Source organism: Alcaligenes sp. MMA (assembly GCF_020907215.1).
Classification (GTDB): Bacteria; Pseudomonadota; Gammaproteobacteria; order Burkholderiales; family Burkholderiaceae_B; genus Alcaligenes; species Alcaligenes aquatilis.
In genome coordinates, this window is sequence record NZ_JAJJPP010000003.1 from 61,589 (window position 1) to 81,949 (window position 20,361).

A 20,361-nucleotide genomic window follows, 5' to 3' on the forward strand; every position below is an offset into this window, starting at 1 on the left:
GCCATGATTGAACATCGGCCTTTTAATGAACTGGGCGGCGCCAACCACGGTTGGCTGGACGCCAAACACCATTTCTCTTTCGCGAATTACTACGATCCCGCTCGCATGAGCTGGGGCGCCCTGCGTGTCTGGAATGACGACACGATTGCATCCAACACCGGGTTTCCGCCTCACGATCATGCCGATATGGAGATCATTACGTATGTGCGTGAAGGGGCCATCAGCCATCAGGACAGTTTGGGCAATAAGGGTCGTACCGAAGCGGGGGATGTGCAGGTGATGAGTGCCGGCACGGGCATTCGCCATGCGGAGTACAACCTGGAAACGGGCACGACACGAATTTTCCAGATCTGGATTCAGCCAGAGCGTCGTGGTTTACCACCTGCCTGGGGTGCCAAGCCTTTTCCCAAGGATGAGCGTTCGGGGCAATTTGTAGCCTTGGCCAGTGGCTTTGAGGGGGACGCGGAGGCATTGCCGATTCGCGCCCAGGCTCGTGTGCTGGGAGCGACCTTGAAGAAAGGCCAAAGCACGACTTTGTCTTTGCCTGCCGAACATCTGGCTTATCTGGTGCCTGCCACTGGGCGGGTTTCGGTGAATGGTCTGGAGTTAAATGCCCGTGACGGGGCGGCGATTCGCAATGAGACGACGCTGGAAATTCAGGCGCTGGAGGATGCTGAACTGGTGCTGGTTGAGACGGCGCAGTAATTGCTGATGAAGCGTTTTAAGGATGGGGAGAGCGATTTGGGCTCTCCCCTTCTTCTTTTTTGTTCTGCTGTTCTGTTTTTCAAGAACTAAACGCAGGTAAGAGAAGATGTTTGTTTTTAGATGCCATGTGTCGGCTCAATGATTGAACAAACAAAGAGACGCTTAGAAAGTCGGTCGGATGCCTTATTCGGTACTCGGATCTTGTCAAAAAGACGCCGCTTGGAGCCCTGTCAGGGTGTCCGGGCTGAGCACTTGCCGGTGCTGCGCGCCGGTGCCCTTGTCAGTTCTGAAATCCGGGCGCCCTGTGAACTCGCGGGGTGGCTCGTCCCCCGGACGAACCACAAACGCCCCGCTCAAACAACACAGGGCTTGCATCCCGGATTTCAGAACCGACCGCGGCAAGTACTCTGAATCGCCCCGACACCCTGACAGGGCTCCAAGCGGCTCGCATCGTAAGCAACGGAGGGGTGAAACGTAACTGTAATGCCACGTTTCGGGCTAGTTAGTGATGGATTCAGTGGTAGTTTTTGTGGCCCGGTTTCTTGTCATGAAAAATGTCGCGGGGAGTGGACTAGCTCGGCTGTCTGTTTTTGGACTTAATTCGGAAAGTATTCCTGATTTTTTCTTTAGGTAAGGTAAACAATCCTTTGTTTTTCTCTCTCTTCTTATTCTGCGGCGCTTTCCCTTAACGGAAACCGGCTCACAAAGCAGATCAAAACATCTTCTTTTCTCTGATTAAACTGTTTGTTCTCAATCGATAAGCTTCTGTACTGCAACAATATCGTTACAATTGTTGTAACGCCGATACTCAACTCTTCTTAACAAACGAGAACACACCGTGTCCTCTCCCAACCAGTATTTCGTTCTGATCGTCCCTGCCTGTGCAGCATTACTGGGCGTGGCCATGATTTACTGCTGGAGTCGTCTACGTGATCATCGTTATCTTCTCTGGATTGCCTCGGGGTATATCTCTACGGCTATTCCGTTGGGGATCCACAGCCTTATGCCCAATGAGCATTTAGCACGCTGGACAGTCCCCTTGTCGACGATGTATCTGTTTGGTGTCTGGGCCTTGGCGCATGGGGTTGCTGTGCGTTTTGGTGGGCGCTCTCCCCCCAGGTTGGCTGGCACGATCATGTTTATCACGCTGGGGGGGCTTTTTTATTTCTCCCAGATCGATGATGATCTCTGGCTACGTTTGCAGATACTGGGCTGGAGCCTGGCCCTGCTGATCGCCCTGCCCGCCAAGTCGATCCTATTGTCTAGCCGCACGCGTCCTATTCCTTTGGCAGCGCTGTTGCGGGCTTCTTATCTGACGACACTGCTCTACGCTTTTTTTCGTGCGTTGGCGCTGACCACGCTGATCCCGCGTGAAATCCAGCCCGATCTGACCCAATCCGGTTTTTGGCTCTTGATGCTGGCTGCCAATATGTTCATCAGCATTTGGATCGCACTGGCCATCTTGACCAGCACAGCAATGTCGATTGTGCAGACACTAGACCATGAGCGCAGCCAAGATCCTTTGACCCGTTTATTGAACCGCCGCGCGTTTTTCGAGCAGGTTAAAAAACGGCTGGAGCGATATGGGCATACCGGCTGGGCGGTCATCATCTGCGATCTGGACCACTTCAAGATCGTCAATGACACCTGGGGCCATGCGGCAGGCGACCGGGCCTTGAAGGAGTTCGGAGCTTTACTGGCCCGTACAGTGCGACAGGATGATTTGGCAGCCCGCTTCGGGGGAGAGGAATTTGTCTTGCTGATACGCAGTACCAGTTTGCACACCGCCGTACTGGTTGCCGAACGTTTGCGCAGCAGTGCGATGAATCTGCATATCCCCGCCACGGCGCACACACTGACGGCCAGTTTCGGGGTAGTGCAACTAAACAGCAATGGCGACATCAATCAGGCTATTGAACAAGCAGACCGGCTTTTGTATGAGGCCAAGCATGCTGGCCGCAACAAGGTCATTTGGAAGGCTTCCTGAGCGATCCCTGCGGCTTGCTGATACCCTTACTGTCTCTCTTTTTCAAGACAGCCCTATTAGAGGCTGATTGATCGAACTATTACAGTAAAAACCGGAAGCGTTCACGCTTTCCCAGGAGACCCCATGTCCCTTACCGAACGTAGTGCCAGTGAACTGCTGGCAGGTCTGGAAAACAGCCTGTTCAGCGCCCGCGAGATTGCCGATGAGTTGCTCAAACAGTCACAAGAAATGGCCCACTTGGGCGGCCTGGCGCATTTGAACTCAGAACTGTTTTACCAGCAGGCAGATCAGTCCGACGCACGCCGCGCCCGTGGCCAAGCCTTGGCGCTGGATGGTGTGCCTTTGGTACTGAAAGACAATCTGAACACCACGGACATGCCCACCACATCCAGCACCGGTGCGCTGCAAGGCCGCGTGCCGCTGAAAGATGCGGATGTCGTCGCACAATTGCGTAAAGCCGGTGCTGTGCTGCCCGCCAAGTCCGTGATGCACGAGCTGGCTTTTGGCATTACGACCAATAACGCCACCACCGGCCCCAGCCGCAACCCGTATGACCCGAACCGTATTCCCGGTGGTTCTTCCGGCGGCACCGCAACGGTGGTGGCAGCCCGTCAATTCCCGGCTGGTTTGGGCACGGATACAGGCGCATCGGTACGCCTGCCTGCCGCGCTTTGTGGTCTGTACGGTTTCCGTCCTACGGTGGGCCGTTATTCGGGCCAGGGCATTGTGCCTTTGTCCCCTACCCGCGATACGGCAGGCCCCATGGCCCGCAGTCTGGCTGACATCAGTTTGCTCGATAGCCTGCTCTGCCAGAAAACCCCTTCCATCCTGACCACTCCCTCCTTGAAGGAACTGCGCCTGGGTGTGCCCCGTGACAGCTTCTGGAAAGAGATGGATGCCGGTGTAGCCGACGTCACCCTGGCCTTTCTGGATGATTTGCAAAAAGCCGGTGTCACGCTGGTCGATGTCGATCTGTCCCCGGTTCTGAAGATCAATGCTCGCGTTGGCATGCCGATTGTGCTGTACGAGACCTTGCAGCATCTGCCTTTGTATCTGGCCGAGAACAAGTACGGCATCGGTCTGGACGAGCTAATTGCCGGCATCCATAGCCCCGATGTGAAAGAGATTTTCGATGCCATTACCGGCGACTACACCATCAGCCAGGAAGCTTACGAAGAGGCGCTGCATGTAGACCGCCCGCTGATGCAACAAGCTTATGCAGACCTGCTGCGCCAGTCCAATGTGAGTGGCTTGATCTTCCCAGCCAGCCCGCTGACCGCCTGCCCGATTGGCGATGATGAAACCACCATGATGAACGGCAAGGCGGTGCCTACGTTCAACACCTATATCTCGCGCACCGATGTGGGCTCAAACCTGGGCGCACCAGGCATCTCCCTGCCTATCGGCCTGTCGGGCGGTTTGCCCGTGGGGATGTTGATTGAAGCGGGCATCGGTGCCGATGATCAGTTGCTGGCTCTTTGCCGGGCGATTGATCCTTTGCTGCCAGCGACACCTGCGCCGGATTTGAGCAAACGGGCATAAACGATGTAAAGGCGGATTAAGCAATCCACAGGCTACAGCACCAGGCTGAATAACAGGCCATGGCCAAATGCCCTCAGCCCGACAAAAAACAGGCCGCCCCCCTTGAAGAGTCGGCCTGTTTTTTGATAAAGCTCCTCACGAAGATGTCATGCGCCTGGTCGGCAGCATGGTCCGTACTGCCGCTAAATCAGGTCCGCGTCATTGATGACATCGCCTATATCGTGTGCGCAAGCCGGTATCGAGAAAAAGCTCAAGGTCGTTGCAACTACACGCAACGTCAATACGATGAGCAAGCTGATTGCCTTGAGTACGGGGAATTAGGTAGTGGTTTGCAGAGCACCACGATAGCTGAGCATTCGCTGCGCCCTAAAAGAACAGCATCAAGCAAACCAGCGCAATGATCTCAATAGTGATGTCAGGCCCGGACCGTCCCGGTTGCGGCCAGATGGCCTTCCCGCAGAAACAGGAAAAACGGCAAGGCCAATGATGGGCCTACCGCTAGACACAAAAGGGGTAGCCACAAACGCTGCATGGCAATCCGGTTCCCCTCAACAAGGATAAACACGGCAACTGCAATACCCGAAACTAAAACATCTGCCCAGGCAAAGGCGGAGATAGAGCTGGAGGTGGCTTGCTGTAGCAAGAGCGGCAGGTTCAGCCCATAGGCGGAGAGCCACGGAACAAACTGCGACAGAGGCAATGCCGCGCCGAGGGCGGCAAGAAGAAGGTAAATGTTCCGCAAGATGTTTTCTGCTTTGTCCAAGATATAGTGGGAGGCACTGGATCGTGCATTCTCCTATACGAACTATTCTGCATATATACCGCAACTTGGAGTTGTACGGGCGGTGGTCGAACGCCATGGGACATTGAGCGCTCTATACGGCTCATAGCTTAGCTTGGAGTATTGTGAACTGATCTATGTGGCGAACACCGGGAAGCGCCCTAATCGGTGCGGGTGCTTTCAGCTCTAAGCAGAAGTTCGTTGGGCAAGTTTTCTTGTCCAGTGAGATCTGGGAACCGACTATATCCAGAATGAATTTTCTGTTCTGATTCTAGTTTTTGATCACACAAAAAACACATGCAAAAATAGCAACGACTACTATCCATATAAAAAGGAAAAACCAAATTGTCGACCACTCCCACTGCACTCGAGCGCAAAAAGCGTCCCAGCGAGTCATTCCTTGACCTCCGTGGACTACTCTAAACTCTGTAGACATACGCTGCTGCGCCCTAAACAACCTGTCATCAGACGGCGCGTGATTATGGGCACATCTATCTTTGATAGTCTCATATTCGACGCGAAGTACATCAATCTCTGATTCTCCAACGCCCTTACCAGAGTCCATTTTGGCAAGCACATAAGCCAGCTTAATGTGGTAAGCCGTCAGATCTTCAGCATTCCGATGTAGAGCATCGGCCTTCGCTCCATATGAAGCGCCCCATTCGAGAAGGCTAATAACCAGGAGAAACACTCCAAGGGCAACGGAAACAGCAGTGAGATAGTTATCGAGTGAGGTACCTGGTTGAGGAGAGTAGATTCGCTGAGCCACCGCCGCAGCCACACTCAATGCTGAGAGCATTGCAATACTGAAGGTCGAAAGTGTCGCCCTCTGTTTCAAGCGCCTAGCCGCGTTGTAGCGTGAACCTGCAGTTCGCCAAGCTTTTGTACGAAGATCCAAAATGAACTGCTTCATTGATTTAAATAGGCCAAAATGTGGGGGCGGGTAACGCCTAAAAAAATCAGGTCATATCCACTTTTCAAACAGTGATGCAAAGCATCCCCTTGAGAAGGTCTCGTCACATAAAGCAACGTTCCGGACTTAGCCGGGTAGAGAGCACTTCCGCCCGTGAACCGAAGTCCCACGAGGTATCGCTTGCGCGATAGGCGTTACCAGCGGTCCTATTTTAGCCGTAAAGAGCCCCTTCGTCTTTATGCATTGCGACTAATATATGTCGCAAATATTTTTCGTACCTTTCTTTGATCTGCCCATCATTTAATGCCTCCTCTGGGGCGACACGACCTCGCTCTGCGAGAAAATTCAACATCTCCGCATTGGATGTAATTTTGTCATAGTCACGCACATACCCACCATGTGGATTGAATTTCATCTCGAAGTAGGCACGTCGTAGTTTTTTTAAATCGCTTGGAGCTTTGCCACCAAAATCCGCCAAACGTTTGAACATCCCTTCAATCGCGTTATCCAAATAGTGAAGCAGTTTCAAATCGCTAATCTGATTGAAGTACGCGATCCATCCATAACGCTTATTTTGGGATAGCGCACCGGTGATGCGCTCATTAAGCTCAAGAATAAATATTTCTTTCAATCTTTGAGGCGTAAGGTATTTAAACCTTTCTAAGCGACGTGAGCGGTTGTGCGTGTAATCGCTAAACTTCGCTGCTATCGACTGAAGGAACCTCTCAGTCGTAGACTCTCTAACAGAAATCAACGGCCAATGAAACGTATAACCCAGGTAACCGAAAGGTTTAGAAAGCGGCTGGAGATGCGTCTTTCCAGATCCTATAGGATGCAAACTAAGACCACGTCGCTTAAGTCTACGTCTAAGTGAATTCAAAGCCGCAGACACGTTATGACGAGTCCCATACATCAAAACATCGTCCACGTATCTGTAGTAGGTGATACTAAGTGTAGGCATGATACCGTCAACCTCTTTCATGTAGATTGACGCCAAGATGTTTGAAATAGCAAGTCCTTGTGGTACGCCTACTTCTGTCCGGTAATCTGCATGTTTTGATCTTCTTGTGTTCTTTGGAACTGTGGGTGTTGCCAAAGCGTGGCCGATCAATTTCAGTGCATCCTTTGACTTGACTCTTTTAGCCAACACTTTCAGCAATCTACTCCGCTGGATTGAGTCATAAAAGGTTTTGATGTCAGTGCTACAAACCCAAGTGTCTGTGGGAGATTTTTGCATTAGGTCCGCCGAGATTTCACGCACAAATGTGCTGGCGACATTTTTGGGGACCTGTTCCGGATACAAGGCAGCGAGATACTTGTTCAACTGATATAACACGATGCGGTCCCTAACAGTGGGGATACCGATCAAGCGCGGGTTTTTATCCCTTCCTTTCGGCTTCAGCACCTCAAGGAACGGAGAGAACCTATATGTCCCAGCCAGGCACTTTGCCGATGCGATCGCCAAAAGGGTCTTTGAATTGCTTGAAAACTGAAAACCATTTAGGCGATCAATGCCCTTTCCGGTAGTACTAACGAATTTCTCATTGAACACCGTTTCCAAGGCATTTTCAGAAAATAAAACTCTAAATAGTTCAGTATCGTCTATCTGATCTAGCCCAAAATTGACCATTGGGTCAATCAAACCAGACAATTGCAACTGAAGCGTATTGAGCGGGTTATCTCCCATATGTCTCCTCCAAAATGAAGCCTTCAAGTGCTCACTAAGGCAAATCTTAAATAGATCAAGAACCATACTATGAATCTATATATAAGTCTGACCTATCGAGTAGACCTAGGACCGGCTGCATAAAACCAACTCAAGCTTTTCTCGGCCTCCATTTTTCGGGTTGCATGCTCAGGAAAACGCTGGCCACCATCGCAGTAACGCAAGCTTTAATTAGCATCTATTGCACGTTCTGCTCTGTCGAAAGCAAGCCGTCTAGCTCAACTTGCTCCATCAAAGTGTCCCAAAAGTCCATTGCTAGCTCCCCCTCCGCTGCTAGCAAGTTGGGATACTACTCAGAGTTCAGCACTGAGTGACACAAGCTCAAACCTCAATGACGCCCTCCCCCCACAATCCCACGCCCCAGGACAAAGATGTAACAACCCGACCCTGGTGCTCTTGAAATTAGGAAAGTCGTCCCTATAATTAGCACTCGAAGGGGTTGAGTGCTAAAGCACCTCGCCCCCAAAATCGGACCAACAACTAAAGTCATCTTTAAACAGGAGTTTCTCCATGGCACTGCGTCCTTTGAACGATCGAGTGATCGTCAAGCGTCTGGACAACGAACGCACCACCGCTTCCGGTATCGTTATCCCCGAGAGCGCGACTGAAAAGCCCGATCAAGGCGAAATCCTGGCCGTTGGCCCCGGTAAGAAAACCGAGGACGGCAAGGTTCTGGCGCTGGATCTGAAGGTCGGCGACAAAGTTCTGTTTGGCAAGTATTCCGGCCAGGCCGTCAAGATCGACGGTGAAGAGCTGCTGGTGATCCGCGAAGAAGAAATCTTCGCCGTGATCGAATAAGTACCGCCAACGAAAATTCAATAGGATTCAAACCATGACCGCAAAACAAGTTTACTTCGGCGACGACGCACGTACCCGCATCGTGCGCGGCGTTAACGTTCTGGCCAATGCTGTTAAGACCACCATGGGCCCTAAAGGCCGTAACGTGGTTCTGGACCGCTCCTTTGGCGCCCCTACCGTCACTAAAGACGGTGTGTCCGTTGCCAAAGAAATCGAACTGAAAGACAAGTTCGAGAACATCGGTGCTCAACTGGTTAAAGAAGTTGCCTCCAAGACTTCCGACAACGCCGGTGACGGTACCACGACCGCCACAGTGCTGGCTCAAGCCATCGTTGAAGAAGGCCTGAAGTTTGTTGCCGCCGGCATCAACCCAATGGACCTCAAGCGCGGTATCGACAAGGCTGTGGTCGTCGTTGTTGACGAACTGCGCAAGCTGTCCCGTCCTTGCACCACCAGCAAAGAAATCGCTCAAGTCGGTTCCATCTCGGCCAACAGCGACCACTCCATCGGTGAGATCATCGCCAATGCCATGGACAAAGTTGGTAAAGAAGGCGTGATCACCGTTGAAGACGGCAAATCGCTGGAAAACGAACTGGACGTGGTTGAAGGTATGCAGTTTGACCGCGGCTACCTGTCCCCTTACTTCATCAACAACTCCGAAAAGCAAGTTGCTGTTCTGGAAGATCCATTTGTGCTGATTTTCGACAAGAAAATCTCCAACATCCGTGATCTGCTGCCCGTACTGGAGCAAGTTGCCAAGACCAGCCGTCCTTTGCTGATCGTTGCTGAAGACGTGGAAGGCGAAGCTCTGGCTACTCTGGTTGTGAACAACATCCGCGGCATCCTGAAGACCACCGCTGTTAAAGCTCCTGGCTTTGGCGACCGTCGTAAAGCCATGCTGGAAGACATCGCTATCCTGACTGGCGGTACCGTGATCTCCGAAGAAACCGGTATGTCTCTGGAAAAAGCGACTCTGGACGATCTGGGTCAGGCCAAGCGCATTGAAGTGGCCAAAGAAAACACCACGATCATCGACGGCGCTGGCAACGGCACCGACATCGAAGCTCGCGTGAAACAGATCCGCGTTCAGATCGAAGAGTCCACTTCCGACTACGACCGTGAAAAACTGCAAGAGCGCGTGGCCAAGCTGGCTGGCGGTGTTGCCGTGATTCGTGTTGGCGCTGCCACCGAAGTCGAAATGAAAGAGAAGAAAGCTCGCGTTGAAGACGCCCTGCACGCTACTCGCGCAGCCGTCGAAGAAGGTATCGTTCCTGGCGGTGGCGTTGCACTGATTCGTGCTCGCGCAGCGGTTGCCCAACTGAAAGGCGACAACACCGACCAAGACGCCGGTATCAAACTGATCCTGCGTGCGATCGAATCTCCTTTGCGTACCATCGTCTCCAACGCCGGCGAAGAAGCCAGCGTGGTTGTCAACCAAGTGGCCAGCGGCACCGGCACCTACGGTTACAACGCGGCTACTGGCGAGTACGGCGACCTGGTTGAGCAAGGTGTTCTGGACCCAACCAAAGTTACCCGCACTGCTCTGCAAAACGCAGCTTCGATCGCCAGCCTGTTGCTGACAACCGAAGTGGCCGTGTCGGAAATCGTGGAAGACAAACCTGCTCCAGCCATGCCTGACATGGGTGGTATGGGCGGCATGGGTGGTATGGGCGGCTTCTAAGCCACACATCAGCACCCCGATCCGGGCGGAAATTGATCACTTCTGCCCTGATCGCCACGCTTTTGGTACAAAAACCGGATGGATTTTTCCATCCGGTTTTTTTTCGTCCAAGCAAACCCCTATAATCAGGGCACTTCAATCTGCTGTTTCCTTCATGTCAGACTCTCCATTCAAAAGCAAAGGTGGTTTGGGCCGCCTGTTCAATGCCTTGCGCTACTCCAGCCAGGGTCTGGCCGCAGCCCTGCGCCATGAGGCTGCCTTTCGCCAGGAACTGGCCTTGGCTGTCATCCTGACGCCACTGGCATTCTGGCTGGGGCAAACCCCGGCGGAAATTCTGGTCTTGCTGGGCGCACTGGTCTTTGTGCTGGTGGTGGAGCTGCTGAACTCGGCCCTGGAGGCCCTGGCCGATACGATTACCCTGGAGCACCACCCCTTGATCGGGCGGGCCAAGGATCTGGCCAGTGCTGCCGTGCTGCTGTCCCTTATTTTTGCTGGTGCCGTCTGGCTCAGCTTTTTGTATAGCCGTTTACTTTCCTGATTCCCATGACATTCATAGAAAAACTGAACCGTGCCTGGACGGACAACCAATCCATGTTGATGGTGGGTCTGGACCCAGACCCTGCCCGCTTGCCTTTGGAATTGGCCAGCAAACCCGGCGCGATTTATGAGTTCTGCAAAGCGATTGTGGACGTCACCGCCGACTACACCTGTGGCATCAAACCCCAGATCGCCTACTTTGCCGCTCAGGGTGCCGAGGATCAGTTGCAAGATCTGTGCGACTACATTCGCAGCCGCTACCCTCATCTGCCCATCGTGCTCGATGCCAAGCGTGGGGACGTGGGGTCGACCGCCGAACAATACGCACGCGAAGCCTTTGAGCGCTATCGCGCTGATGCCGTCACCGTCAGCCCCTACATGGGCTTTGACTCGGTAGAGCCCTACCTGGAACACAAGGACAAAGGCGTGATCGTGTTGTGCCGCACTTCCAACCCCGGCGGCTCAGACCTGCAATTCATGGAAATGGCTGACGGTACCCCGCTGTACTTGCACGTGGCCAGCCTGGTGGCAGAAAAGTGGAATACGAATGGTCAATGTGCTTTGGTCGTGGGCGCCACCTTCCCCGACGAAATCGGCAAGGTGCGTGCCCGTATTGGCGATATGCCTTTGCTGGTGCCCGGCATTGGTGCCCAGGGTGGCGATGTGGACGCCACCGTTGCTGCTGGTATGGACTCCCAAGGTAACGGCATGATGATCAACTCTTCGCGCGCCATTCTGTACGCCAGCCGTGGGGATGACTGGCGTGATGCGGCTCAAGCAGCAGCGATTGCCACGCGCAATGCCATTAATGACGCGCGCAACAAGAAACGGTAATTCCTGGCCCTTCCTGCTTGCTCAATCAGTCCGGAGGTAGCGACAGCGACAGCGACAGCGACAGCGACAGCGACAGCGACAGCGACAGCGACAGCAGTTAGTGTAGAGACAAGAAAGCCCCGCTCACTTGGATTCAATCCCAAATGAGCAGGGCTTTTTATTAAGCTACGAACCATAAATCCGGCTCGGGCTCAGTCTGAAGCTTAAACACAAGAAACAAGTTCAGCCCCTGCTAAGCTACCAGCCCTGGTCTCGGGTCTGAGCTGTATTTCAAGCTGCCGAACGAGAGTATCGATCCGACACTGCTCCAGCCACAAGCCTAAACACTAAACCAGGCCCCTACTTCGGCTCTGGCACAGGTTCCAATTCTGATGAGAGTTTTGGCTTTTAAGCTGAGCTCAAGCCTAGTTCCGGTCGCGCCACTGCTTCAGCTCCGGGCTATCGGCCCCCAATACACTCTGCAGAGCCTGCTCGGTATGCTCACCCAATTGCGGCGGAGCCATGCGGTAAGACACTGGGCTATCTGAAAAACGCATGGGGCTGGCCGTCATGCTGACCTTGCCCGCCTGGCTGTGAGCCAGCTCGATACGCATATTCCGGGCCTGAACCTGCGGATGCGAGAACACCCCATGCAGATCATTGATAGGCCCGGCTGGTACGCCAATCTTGTCCAGGGCTTCCAACCAATACGCACTAGGATGCTTTTGCATCGCGGCGCTCAGGATCTGCTCTAGCTCATCCCGGTGCTTGACCCGCTGGCTGTTGATACGGAAACGTTCGTCCTCCACGACTTCCGGATGGCCAATCGCTTCGCAGTAAGCCGCGAACTGCCGATTATTGCCGATAGCCACAATGATGTGGCCATCTTTCGTTGGGAACACCTGATAGGGCACCAGGTTCTGATGCGCATTACCAGCCCGCTTCGGGGCCTGCCCGCTCACCAGATAGTTCATATTCTGGTTAGCCAACATGGCAACCTGACAGTCCAGCAAGGCAATGTCGATATGCTGCCCCAAGCCGCTGCGTGAGCGTTCAAACAAGGCGGCCAGAATGCTGCTGGTGGCATACATACCCGTCATCAAGTCCGCGACAGCGACCCCCGCTTTCTGAGGGCCACCACCGGGCTTGTCATCACGCTCTCCGGTCAGGCTCATCATCCCACCCATGGCCTGGATCATGAAGTCATAACCCGGACGTTCGGCATAAGGGCCGGTCTGGCCAAAGCCGGTAATCGAGCAATAGATCAGACGCGGGTTGATCGCTTTCAGGCTGGCATAGTCCAGGCCATATTTGGCCAGACCACCCACCTTGAAGTTCTCGACCAGGATGTCGCATTCCCGTGCCATGGCACGCACCACATCCGCGCCCTCCTGACTGGCAATATCCAGGCTGATCGACTGCTTGTTACGGTTGGCCGACAGGTAGTAGGCCGCCTCAGCCGTATCCTCCTTATCCGGTGTCTGCAAAAAGGGCGGGCCCCAGGCGCGCGTATCGTCGCCAGTTTCGGGCCGCTCTATCTTGTAGACATTCGCCCCCAGATCAGCCAGGTTCTGCGTGCACCATGGGCCAGCCAGAATGCGTGTCAGATCCAGAACCCGGATGCCATCCAAAGGGGCAGGACGTATTGCCTGCGAGACGTGCTGATCGCTCACGTTACAGTGCTCCATTCAAAAACGATTAGTCCAGCGTGATATTGGCCTGCTTGATCAGGCTGCCCAACTTTTCGTCTTCCTGACGCAGGAACTCGGCATACTCAGCAGGGGTGGAGGAAAGGATATCCACGCCCTGACGACGGAAGCCTTCAACAAACTCGGTGTTCTCACTGACCGTTCTCATGGACTGGCTCAGGCGCTCGACGATTTCAGGAGGCGTGCCACTACTGACATGGAAACCAAACCAGGCCGTCACGTTATAGCCCTGATTCAGACCCAGCTCGGCAAAGGTGGGCACCTCTGGCAACAAGGAAGAACGCTCCGGGCCTGACACGGCCAAGGGGCGCACGGTATTGGCCTTGATATGTGTAATCGCCGTACCCATGCTATCGAACATGAAGGAGATATGGCCACCCAGCAAATCGGTCATGGCAGGTGCACTGCCACGGTAGGGAGCATGGATAACATCGATATTGGCCATCGTGGTAAAGGCGGCTGCCGACAGGTGCGAGGAAGAGCCGTTACCAAAGGAGGCGTAAGTCAGCTCTTCAGGCTTGGAGCGAGCGTAGTTGATCAGCTCTTCACCTGTCTTAAAGGGGCTTTGCTGAGCATTGACCACCAGCACGTTCTGTCCTTCGGCCACCAGGGAAACAGCCGTCAGATCCTGCGCTGGATCGTAAGGCAGTTTCTTGTAGAGGTGGTTGTTCACGACGGCCTGACCAACAGCGGCCAGCAAGACGGTATAACCATCGGGGGCAGATTTTGCAACGAAGTCCGTCGCAATAATGCCGCTGGCACCGGGCTTGTTCTCCACAACGATGGTCTGGCCCAGATCTTTGGACATTTCCTTGGCGACACCTCGGGCAATCACATCCGTCACGCCGCCCGGTGTAAAGGGCACAACCAGACGAATAGGCTTGTCCGGGTACGCGGCCTGCGCTCCCAAAGAACAAAACAACAAACCCATGCCGGTTAGCAAAGGAGCCACTTTACGGGCTAGGACTTTATTCATGAATCTCTCCAAACTTATTTTGTTCGATAATCGAACTTGATTATTTAATTGCTAAGTCTTGTTTTTTTTACAATTTATCATCGATAATTCTTATAAATTCCGTTTGGTTCGCTAATCGAACAAAACTGAATCTTGCCCCCTATCACGCAATGACCATCAACAAAGAGACAATTCCCCCCGCCGACAACTACAAAGGCGACCCGGACTATATGCAGTCGCTAGCCCGTGGCCTGCAGGTGATTACGGCGTTTTCAGATAGAAGGCGGCCATTGCGGGCCGCAGAAATTGCCCTGAAAACCGGCCTGGCGCGAGCAGTGGTGCAACGCTGCCTCTACACTTTGCAAGCCCTGGGTTATGCAGAGCAGGAAGGCGCGTTCTGGAAACTGCGTCCGGCAATTTTGCAGTTGGGCCATGCCTATTTTTCCTCGACCTCCATCGTCAGCCTGGCGCAACCCATACTGGACGATTTAAGTGATCGTGTTGGTGAAACCTGTGCGCTGGCCTTGCTGGACGGGGACGAGATTCTGTATCTGGCACGCGCACAACGGCAGCGCGTACTAACCGTGTCTCTGGGCTTGGGAAGCCGTTTACCTGCCCACTGCACCTCGATCGGGCGAATGCTGCTATCGCAGTTGCCACCCAGCAAACTGGATGCTTACCTGGAGCTGGCACCTTTCAAGATCATGACGCAATACACCGCCCATACTCGCGAGGCTTTGCTGCACGAATTGAAACAGGTGCAGGAAAAGGATTATTCCTTGATCAAGGAAGAGCTGGAGCTGGGTTTGACGGCAATTGGCGTACCCGTGCGCAGTGCCAGCGGACGTGTTGTCGCGGGGATGAGCATCAGTATCAAAGACTGGCAGGACACTGAAGAACAGTTGATCCGGCGCTGCCTGCCCGAACTGCGTTCGAGCGCCCGGCAGCTGGGTTTGATGTTACCGGCCTAAGATCAGGCCGGATTGAGCATGGTCAGCGCACTGGTCAAGGCGTATTCCACAGCCTGCTGACGAATTTGAGCACGATCACCGTCAAAGATACGGGCAGAGGCGCGGGTCACAATGCCATCGCCACGGCGTTGCGCAAAACCAAAGCACACCAGACCAACCGGCTTGCCTGGCGTGGCTCCGTCCGGGCCGGCAATGCCGGTCGTGGAAATAGCCAACTCGGCATCTGCGGTAGCTTCCAGCGCACCCGCCGCCATTTCCATGGCGGTTTCTTCGCTGACCGCACCAAATCGATCCAGGGTGTCCTGATTCACGCCCAGCTCCTGAACCTTGGCCTTGTTGCTGTACGTGACCAGACCGCGCTCAAACCAGGCGCTGGAGCCGGGCAAGTCCGTCAAGGCAGCAGCCAGCAGGCCACCGGTACATGACTCGGCGCAGGCGACCATCCAGCCGCGATCTTTAAGGGCTTGCCCCAGGGCCAGGGCAGCATTGCCGTGCTCGTAATCGCTCATGAGAAAACTCCAAAACGTACCAAGACAGCCATCAGCAACAAGGTGTAGCCTGCCGCCAGGAGATCATCCCACATAACGCCAAACCCATTATGCAGACGACGATCAAAATAGCGAATCGGCGCAGGTTTGAGAATATCAAAAAAACGAAATAACACGAATGCGATGCCCTGTGCCAGCCAGGTCTGCGGAATCAGCCACAACACCAGCCAGAAGGCCACCATCTCATCCCAGTTCATGCCGCTGTGATCAGACACGCCCAGGTCGTAGCCTGTGCGGTGGCAAGCCCAGCAACCAATGAAAAAGGAGACTGGCAAGAAAATAGCCATTTGCGTGTCGGTCAGCACATGCAGACCCAAGACCCACAAGACCCAGGCCAGTACCGTGCCCCAGGTACCCGGCCCTGGGCGCAACACGCCAGTGCCACCACCGAAGGCGATCAAGCGCCAAGGCTTTTTCACCACCCAATCCAGGGTAGGACGTTGAATCGGATTCAAGGAAGGATCAGGAAATGTGCTCATGACACAGACTCAGCCACCAAAATGATCGAAGCCGCCCTGGGCAGGGGCAGGATGCAAACCCTGTTGATCACGCACATACACCCCGCTACCGGCGTGCATGGAGCCGATACGGCTGAGCGGCACACCTTCGCGCTGGGCCAGCGCCATGATGGATTCCCGATGCAGGGGTTCTGCGGTGAAACACAGTTGAAAAACGTCGCCGCCAACCAGAACCGCTTCACGTTGCAAATCAGCAGGCAGGCCCTTCAGGGATGAGTCCAGCGGCAAAGCGCACCAATCCAGATGGGCGGCGCATTGACTGGCTTTGGCGATATGACCCAGATCCTGGACCAGGCCATCAGACACATCAATGGCGGCATGGGCCAAACCTGCCAGGGCATGCCCCAGGCGATACGGCGGCCAAGGTTGTTCCAACGCTGGGCGGCTGGCAGCCAGGCGATCGGGGTCAGTGGCCAGGCGTCCTTGCAAAAGCCGCAAGGCAATGTCTGCCGCCCCCAGCGTCCCCGTCAACCAGATATCATCACCGGGCTGGGCGGCGCTGCGTTGCAAAGCCTGCCCCGCCCGGACCTCACCCAGCACCGTAATACTGATCACCACCCCTTGCTTGCTGCGCGTGGTATCACCACCAATCAAGGGGCAATGTGCCTGATCGGCCAGTTGGAACAAACCTTGGGAAAATGCTTGCAGCCATTCAGGCCGGACTTCGGGCAGGGACAGAGCCAATAGACAGGCTCGTGGTTTGGCCCCCATGGCGCCCAGATCCGACAGATTCACGGCCAGCGCCTTGTGTCCCAACAAAAAGGGGTCCACATCGGCAAAGAAATGTTGCCCTTCGATCAGAAGATCGACGCTGCTGGCCAGTTGCCAGCCGGGTGTAGGCGTAAAAAGGGCGCAATCATCGCCCACTCCCAAATAGCCTTCGGGAGCGGGACGATTGAAATACTGCTGGATAAGACCGAACTCGTTCAGCACGGCACGCCCCGTTTTAGCGGCGGGCCTGCTTGGCAACTTCGGGGGCGCGTACGTCGGCGGCCAGCTTGTCCAGCACGCCGTTCACGAATTTGAAGCCATCAGTACCGCCGAAGGACTTGGCCAGCTCGACAGCTTCGTTAATGGCAACACGGTAAGGCACTTCAACGTGATGCACCAGTTCGTAACTGCCAATGAGCAAGATGCCATGTTCGATGGGAGAGAGTTCTTCCAAAGGACGATCAACATAAGGCAAAAAACGTTCGCGCAGCACAGGAGCTTCGCGCATCACACCAAACAGCAAGGTTTTGAACCAGGCTGCGTCGGCTTCGCCAAACTCCTCGTCGCCCCGAATATGGGCGTCGATGGAGGTGGCTTCCTGCAGGCCATCCGCGCCTCGCAAAAGCCAGGAATAGATGCCCTGCAGGGCAAATTCGCGCGAGCGGCGGCGCGCGGATCGTCCGTTGGCCTTACTGGCCGGGACTTTATTTGTCGTCGTCAAGATCTTCGTCCTCGTAATCTTCGTCCTCATCGTCGTCCAGCTCGGGTTCGAGGACGGCGATAAGATTGCCCAGCTCGACCGCTGTACGGGCGCAATCGCGACCTTTCTCAGCAGCGCGAACTTCGGCTTGTTCATCTGTGTTGGTGGTCAGTACACCGTTGGCAACAGGAATACCGGTTGCCAGGGAGACCTGAGTAATGGCCGAAGCGCTTTCATTGCTGACCACTTCAAAATGGTAGGTATCACCGCGGATAACGGCACCCAGAGCGATCAGAGCATCGAACTCGCCGGTTTCAGCCATCTGGCCCAGGGTGATGCCCAATTCCAGCGCGCCAGGTACGGACAGAACAGTCACGTCGCGCTCGTCCACGCCCAGAGCCTCCAGCTCTTTGAGGCAGGCTTCCAACTCGGCCAGGCCGATAGACTCGTTGAAACGTGCACGCACAATACCAATGTGCAGACCTTCCCCATTCAGGTCAGGGGTAACAATGTAAGGATTCATGTTGGAAGCTCCGCTTAGGATTGAGAATCTGGTTCGCTATGGTAACCCGTCACGGTCAATGCAAACCCGGCCATGCTTGGCATTTTACGTGGTCGCGACATCAAACGGGCTTTGCCGACATTGAGGTCACGCAAAATTTGTGCACCAATTCCATACGTGCGCAAATCATTGCGGCTAGGACGACCGCGTGGCGCCTGGGCCGGACTGTCTGCACCCCAAGCCTGAATCTGCTCAAAACTCTCTTCTTCGGAGTTCTGACAATTCATCAACAACACAACACCGCTGTCGGATGTGGCTACGGTACGCAAAGCCACTGGCAAGGTCCAACTGTGGCCCACATCGCCCTCGATCAAGACATCCAGCACGGTAGTCGGTTCATGCACACGGACCAGAGTTTCCACGTCCGGGCTGATTTCACCGTGAACCAATGCCAGGTGCAAACCACCAGAAGACAGGTCGCGGTAGGCATGGCACTCAAATTCGCCATAAGGCGTTTTTACGGGCTTTTTGTGCAAACGCTCGATCATGGACTCGTGTTCGCTACGGTACTGAATCAGGTCTGCGATGGTGCCAACCTTGATGCCATGCTCGCGAGCAAACACCAGCAAATCCGGCAAGCGTGCCATGGTTCCGTCTGGATTGAGCACTTCGCAGATAACAGCGGCCGGAGTCAAACCCGCCATCGCCGTCAAGTCACAACCCGCTTCGGTATGACCGGCACGCACCAGCACGCCACCTTTGGCCGCCTTCAACGGAAAAATGTGACCGGGCTGCACCAGATCAATTGGGCGCGCATCCCGGGCCACAGCCGCTTGCACGGTGCGGGCGCGGTCAGCAGCGGAAATACCGGTTTCCACGCCCTCAGCCGCTTCAATCGACACCGTGAAGTTGGTGCCAAAACGCGTGCCGTTGCGGGTGGCCATCAAAGGCAAATCCAGTTGGCGGCACCGCTCTTCGGTCAGGGTCAGGCAAACCAGACCGCGGCCATGTGTCACCATGAAGTTGATCGCTTCAGCATTCACGAACTCGGCAGCCATGACCAGGTCGCCTTCGTTTTCACGGTCCTCTTCGTCAACCAGAATAACCATGCGCCCTGCGCGCAGCTCTTCCACAATCTCTGGAACGGGAGCGATTGGACTGGCGCCCAGTTGACCAGCGTCGGACTGAATTTCTTGATTCATCGTGCTCTTTGCTCAGACAGATAATAATTAAGGCCATTTTACGACACCCGGGCCCCGGCGGGCAGCTTCATTAGTCGGTACACTTAAAGACCGTGCCAAACCGCCCCAAACCCCTATGACCGACCCCATTTTGCCTGCGCTGGACGAAAAACGTCGCCGTATCCAATCCATTGAAACGGGCTTTGGCCTGTTGAAAGTGCTGGTGGACAGCGGACAACCCATGATGCTACGTGATCTGGCCACGCAAGCGGGAATGAGCTCGGCCAAAGCCCACCCTTATCTGGTCAGCTTTACCAACGTAGGACTGGTACAGCAGGCTCCGGCGACCGGGCTGTACGAGCTGGGGCCTTTTGCCTTGCAGATGGGTTTGGTCAGCCTGCAAAGCCAGAACCCGGTCAAAATTGCCCTGCCCCTGGTTCAAGCCTGGGCCTCGCGCATTGGGCATACGTTGGGTTTGGCGGTGCTGGGCTCACACGGCCCCACCATGGTTCATATCAGCGAGGCCAGCTATCCGGTCCATGTGAACATGCGCTGCGGCACGGTGATGTCCATGTTGCATACGGCGACCGGCCACGTCTTTGCTGCCTGGCTCCCCCCGGAAGTGGCTCGCCACTACATTGAGCGCGAAGCGGGCGACAGTGCCGTTGTCACCAGCATCAGCCCGCTGCGCCCCAGCCCCAACGAGCTGGCGGCCATGCTGGAAAAAATCCGCGAGCAAGGTGTGGCCCAGGCACTGGGCAACCCCCTTCCCGGTATCGATGCCCTGTCCGTCCCCGTGTTCGATCACTCTGGCCAGATTGTGCTGGCCTTGACCAGTCTGGGGCCCAGCACGCTGTTTGATGCCAGTATCGACAGCCCCATCCTGGCCCAATTGCGCCAGTGCGCCAACAGCATTTCGCATCAATTGGGCTGGCGCGAACCGCTGGGCACTCCGCCTTTATCAAACTTGACATGACTGCACACACTTATAGGGGTGTCGCTACTTCAAGTTTGGCGGGTTTACATGCAAAATAATTGTTTTATCCGCCCACCTGTTGTGGGCGATTTCTCGAGTGCGATGCT

Annotated in this window: 21 protein-coding genes; 10 read left to right on the forward strand and 11 right to left on the reverse strand. The window is 54.8% G+C overall.

Annotated features, from left to right (window positions below; genetic code table 11):
* Window positions 1-3: 3 nt before the first annotated feature.
* The 4 genes from LNA76_RS12900 to LNA76_RS12915 all read left to right on the forward strand — a co-directional run bounded on the left by LNA76_RS12900 (window position 4) and on the right by LNA76_RS12915 (window position 4,635).
* Entirely contained in the window at window positions 4-705 is a 702-nt protein-coding gene (locus tag LNA76_RS12900) for a pirin family protein (protein WP_094197581.1), read from the forward strand.
* Window positions 706-1,543: 838 nt separating this feature from the next.
* A complete protein-coding gene (locus LNA76_RS12905; RefSeq protein ID WP_230019214.1) occupies window positions 1,544-2,692 on the forward strand; it encodes a GGDEF domain-containing protein in 1,149 nt (382 codons plus the stop codon).
* 123 nt (window positions 2,693-2,815) lie between these two features.
* A complete protein-coding gene (iaaH, locus tag LNA76_RS12910) occupies window positions 2,816-4,234 on the forward strand; it encodes an indoleacetamide hydrolase (protein WP_230019215.1) in 1,419 nt (472 codons plus the stop codon).
* A gap of 59 nt (window positions 4,235-4,293) precedes the next feature.
* Window positions 4,294-4,635, forward strand: coding sequence for a hypothetical protein (locus tag LNA76_RS12915; RefSeq protein WP_230019216.1), 342 nt, complete (start codon window positions 4,294-4,296; stop codon window positions 4,633-4,635).
* A 14-nt stretch (window positions 4,636-4,649) separates the two neighbouring features.
* Here the strand turns inward: LNA76_RS12915 and LNA76_RS12920 are convergent, their stop codons facing one another.
* The 3 genes from LNA76_RS12920 to LNA76_RS12930 all read right to left on the reverse strand — a co-directional run bounded on the left by LNA76_RS12920 (window position 4,650) and on the right by LNA76_RS12930 (window position 7,615).
* Window positions 4,650-4,997: a DUF2834 domain-containing protein gene (locus tag LNA76_RS12920; RefSeq protein WP_230019217.1), complete on the reverse strand. Its 348-nt coding sequence runs from the start codon at window positions 4,995-4,997 to the stop codon at window positions 4,650-4,652.
* 289 nt (window positions 4,998-5,286) lie between these two features.
* Window positions 5,287-5,928, reverse strand: a complete 642-nt coding sequence (locus tag LNA76_RS12925; RefSeq protein WP_230019218.1) for an SLATT domain-containing protein — start codon at window positions 5,926-5,928, stop codon at window positions 5,287-5,289.
* A 211-nt stretch (window positions 5,929-6,139) separates the two neighbouring features.
* Window positions 6,140-7,615, reverse strand: a complete 1,476-nt coding sequence (locus LNA76_RS12930; RefSeq protein ID WP_230019219.1) for a reverse transcriptase domain-containing protein — start codon at window positions 7,613-7,615, stop codon at window positions 6,140-6,142.
* A 549-nt stretch (window positions 7,616-8,164) separates the two neighbouring features.
* Here LNA76_RS12930 and LNA76_RS12935 point away from each other — a divergent pair.
* The 4 genes from LNA76_RS12935 (at window position 8,165) to pyrF (ending at window position 11,504) form a co-directional block, all read left to right on the forward strand.
* A complete protein-coding gene (locus tag LNA76_RS12935; protein ID WP_009454802.1) occupies window positions 8,165-8,452 on the forward strand; it encodes a co-chaperone GroES in 288 nt (95 codons plus the stop codon).
* 34 nt (window positions 8,453-8,486) lie between these two features.
* Window positions 8,487-10,133 carry a chaperonin GroEL gene (gene groL / locus LNA76_RS12940; RefSeq protein WP_094197585.1) on the forward strand — a complete coding sequence of 549 codons (1,647 nt, stop codon included), beginning with the start codon at window positions 8,487-8,489 and terminating at the stop codon, window positions 10,131-10,133.
* Between the two features lie 154 nt (window positions 10,134-10,287).
* The gene (locus tag LNA76_RS12945) at window positions 10,288-10,671 is read left to right on the forward strand and encodes a diacylglycerol kinase (protein ID WP_094197586.1); all 384 of its coding nucleotides are present in this window, start codon (window positions 10,288-10,290) and stop codon (window positions 10,669-10,671) included.
* 5 nt (window positions 10,672-10,676) lie between these two features.
* Window positions 10,677-11,504, forward strand: coding sequence for an orotidine-5'-phosphate decarboxylase (pyrF, locus tag LNA76_RS12950; RefSeq protein ID WP_094197587.1), 828 nt, complete (start codon window positions 10,677-10,679; stop codon window positions 11,502-11,504).
* Window positions 11,505-11,908: 404 nt separating this feature from the next.
* Here pyrF and LNA76_RS12955 read toward each other — a convergent pair whose 3' ends face one another.
* Both LNA76_RS12955 and LNA76_RS12960 read right to left on the reverse strand, forming a co-directional pair.
* Entirely contained in the window at window positions 11,909-13,171 is a 1,263-nt protein-coding gene (locus LNA76_RS12955) for a CaiB/BaiF CoA transferase family protein (RefSeq protein ID WP_094197588.1), read from the reverse strand.
* Between the two features lie 10 nt (window positions 13,172-13,181).
* Window positions 13,182-14,168, reverse strand: coding sequence for a Bug family tripartite tricarboxylate transporter substrate binding protein (locus LNA76_RS12960; protein ID WP_094197589.1), 987 nt, complete (start codon window positions 14,166-14,168; stop codon window positions 13,182-13,184).
* Window positions 14,169-14,317: 149 nt separating this feature from the next.
* On the opposite strand from LNA76_RS12960, the gene LNA76_RS12965 reads away from it, so the two are divergent.
* A complete protein-coding gene (locus LNA76_RS12965; protein WP_230019220.1) occupies window positions 14,318-15,118 on the forward strand; it encodes an IclR family transcriptional regulator domain-containing protein in 801 nt (266 codons plus the stop codon).
* Between the two features lie 2 nt (window positions 15,119-15,120).
* Here the strand turns inward: LNA76_RS12965 and LNA76_RS12970 are convergent, their stop codons facing one another.
* Genes LNA76_RS12970 through ribBA form a run of 6 tightly spaced genes read right to left on the reverse strand, consistent with a single transcriptional unit; the run spans window position 15,121 to window position 19,299 of the window.
* Complete coding sequence (locus LNA76_RS12970; RefSeq protein ID WP_094197591.1) at window positions 15,121-15,627, reverse strand: CinA family protein; 507 nt, start codon at window positions 15,625-15,627, stop codon at window positions 15,121-15,123.
* Window positions 15,624-16,145 (reverse strand): phosphatidylglycerophosphatase A family protein, encoded by a 522-nt coding sequence (locus LNA76_RS12975; protein ID WP_094197592.1) that lies wholly within the window; start codon window positions 16,143-16,145, stop codon window positions 15,624-15,626. The genes LNA76_RS12970 and LNA76_RS12975 overlap by 4 nt, the downstream gene beginning before the upstream one ends.
* 9 nt (window positions 16,146-16,154) lie before the next feature.
* Complete coding sequence (thiL, locus tag LNA76_RS12980) at window positions 16,155-17,117, reverse strand: thiamine-phosphate kinase (protein ID WP_094197593.1); 963 nt, start codon at window positions 17,115-17,117, stop codon at window positions 16,155-16,157.
* A gap of 13 nt (window positions 17,118-17,130) precedes the next feature.
* On the reverse strand, window positions 17,131-17,646 hold the full coding sequence (nusB, locus tag LNA76_RS12985; RefSeq protein ID WP_042488795.1) for a transcription antitermination factor NusB: 516 nt from the start codon (window positions 17,644-17,646) through the stop codon (window positions 17,131-17,133).
* Window positions 17,600-18,118: a 6,7-dimethyl-8-ribityllumazine synthase gene (gene ribH / locus LNA76_RS12990; protein WP_094197594.1), complete on the reverse strand. Its 519-nt coding sequence runs from the start codon at window positions 18,116-18,118 to the stop codon at window positions 17,600-17,602. The genes nusB and ribH overlap by 47 nt, the downstream gene beginning before the upstream one ends.
* Before the next feature lie 14 nt (window positions 18,119-18,132).
* Complete coding sequence (gene ribBA / locus LNA76_RS12995) at window positions 18,133-19,299, reverse strand: bifunctional 3,4-dihydroxy-2-butanone-4-phosphate synthase/GTP cyclohydrolase II (RefSeq protein ID WP_094197595.1); 1,167 nt, start codon at window positions 19,297-19,299, stop codon at window positions 18,133-18,135.
* 115 nt (window positions 19,300-19,414) lie between these two features.
* Here ribBA and LNA76_RS13000 point away from each other — a divergent pair, with 115 nt between their 5' ends.
* A complete protein-coding gene (locus LNA76_RS13000; RefSeq protein ID WP_094197596.1) occupies window positions 19,415-20,254 on the forward strand; it encodes an IclR family transcriptional regulator in 840 nt (279 codons plus the stop codon).
* The last annotated feature ends 107 nt before the right edge of the window (window positions 20,255-20,361 follow it).

Coding starts and splice junctions, on each gene's coding strand:
- LNA76_RS12900 (WP_094197581.1), top strand. CDS start 4: ATGATTGAACATCGGCCTTTTAATGAACTGGGCGGCGCCAACCACGGT.
- iaaH (WP_230019215.1), top strand. CDS start 2,816: ATGTCCCTTACCGAACGTAGTGCCAGTGAACTGCTGGCAGGTCTGGAA.
- LNA76_RS12915 (WP_230019216.1), top strand. CDS start 4,294: ATGGCCAAATGCCCTCAGCCCGACAAAAAACAGGCCGCCCCCCTTGAA.
- LNA76_RS12925 (WP_230019218.1), bottom strand. CDS start 5,928: ATGAAGCAGTTCATTTTGGATCTTCGTACAAAAGCTTGGCGAACTGCA.
- LNA76_RS12930 (WP_230019219.1), bottom strand. CDS start 7,615: ATGGGAGATAACCCGCTCAATACGCTTCAGTTGCAATTGTCTGGTTTG.
- LNA76_RS12935 (WP_009454802.1), top strand. CDS start 8,165: ATGGCACTGCGTCCTTTGAACGATCGAGTGATCGTCAAGCGTCTGGAC.
- groL (WP_094197585.1), top strand. CDS start 8,487: ATGACCGCAAAACAAGTTTACTTCGGCGACGACGCACGTACCCGCATC.
- LNA76_RS12945 (WP_094197586.1), top strand. CDS start 10,288: ATGTCAGACTCTCCATTCAAAAGCAAAGGTGGTTTGGGCCGCCTGTTC.
- pyrF (WP_094197587.1), top strand. CDS start 10,677: ATGACATTCATAGAAAAACTGAACCGTGCCTGGACGGACAACCAATCC.
- LNA76_RS12955 (WP_094197588.1), bottom strand. CDS start 13,171: ATGGAGCACTGTAACGTGAGCGATCAGCACGTCTCGCAGGCAATACGT.
- LNA76_RS12960 (WP_094197589.1), bottom strand. CDS start 14,168: ATGAATAAAGTCCTAGCCCGTAAAGTGGCTCCTTTGCTAACCGGCATG.
- LNA76_RS12965 (WP_230019220.1), top strand. CDS start 14,318: ATGACCATCAACAAAGAGACAATTCCCCCCGCCGACAACTACAAAGGC.
- LNA76_RS12970 (WP_094197591.1), bottom strand. CDS start 15,627: ATGAGCGATTACGAGCACGGCAATGCTGCCCTGGCCCTGGGGCAAGCC.
- LNA76_RS12975 (WP_094197592.1), bottom strand. CDS start 16,145: ATGAGCACATTTCCTGATCCTTCCTTGAATCCGATTCAACGTCCTACC.
- nusB (WP_042488795.1), bottom strand. CDS start 17,646: ATGAGGACGAAGATTACGAGGACGAAGATCTTGACGACGACAAATAAA.
- ribH (WP_094197594.1), bottom strand. CDS start 18,118: ATGAATCCTTACATTGTTACCCCTGACCTGAATGGGGAAGGTCTGCAC.
- ribBA (WP_094197595.1), bottom strand. CDS start 19,299: ATGAATCAAGAAATTCAGTCCGACGCTGGTCAACTGGGCGCCAGTCCA.
- LNA76_RS13000 (WP_094197596.1), top strand. CDS start 19,415: ATGACCGACCCCATTTTGCCTGCGCTGGACGAAAAACGTCGCCGTATC.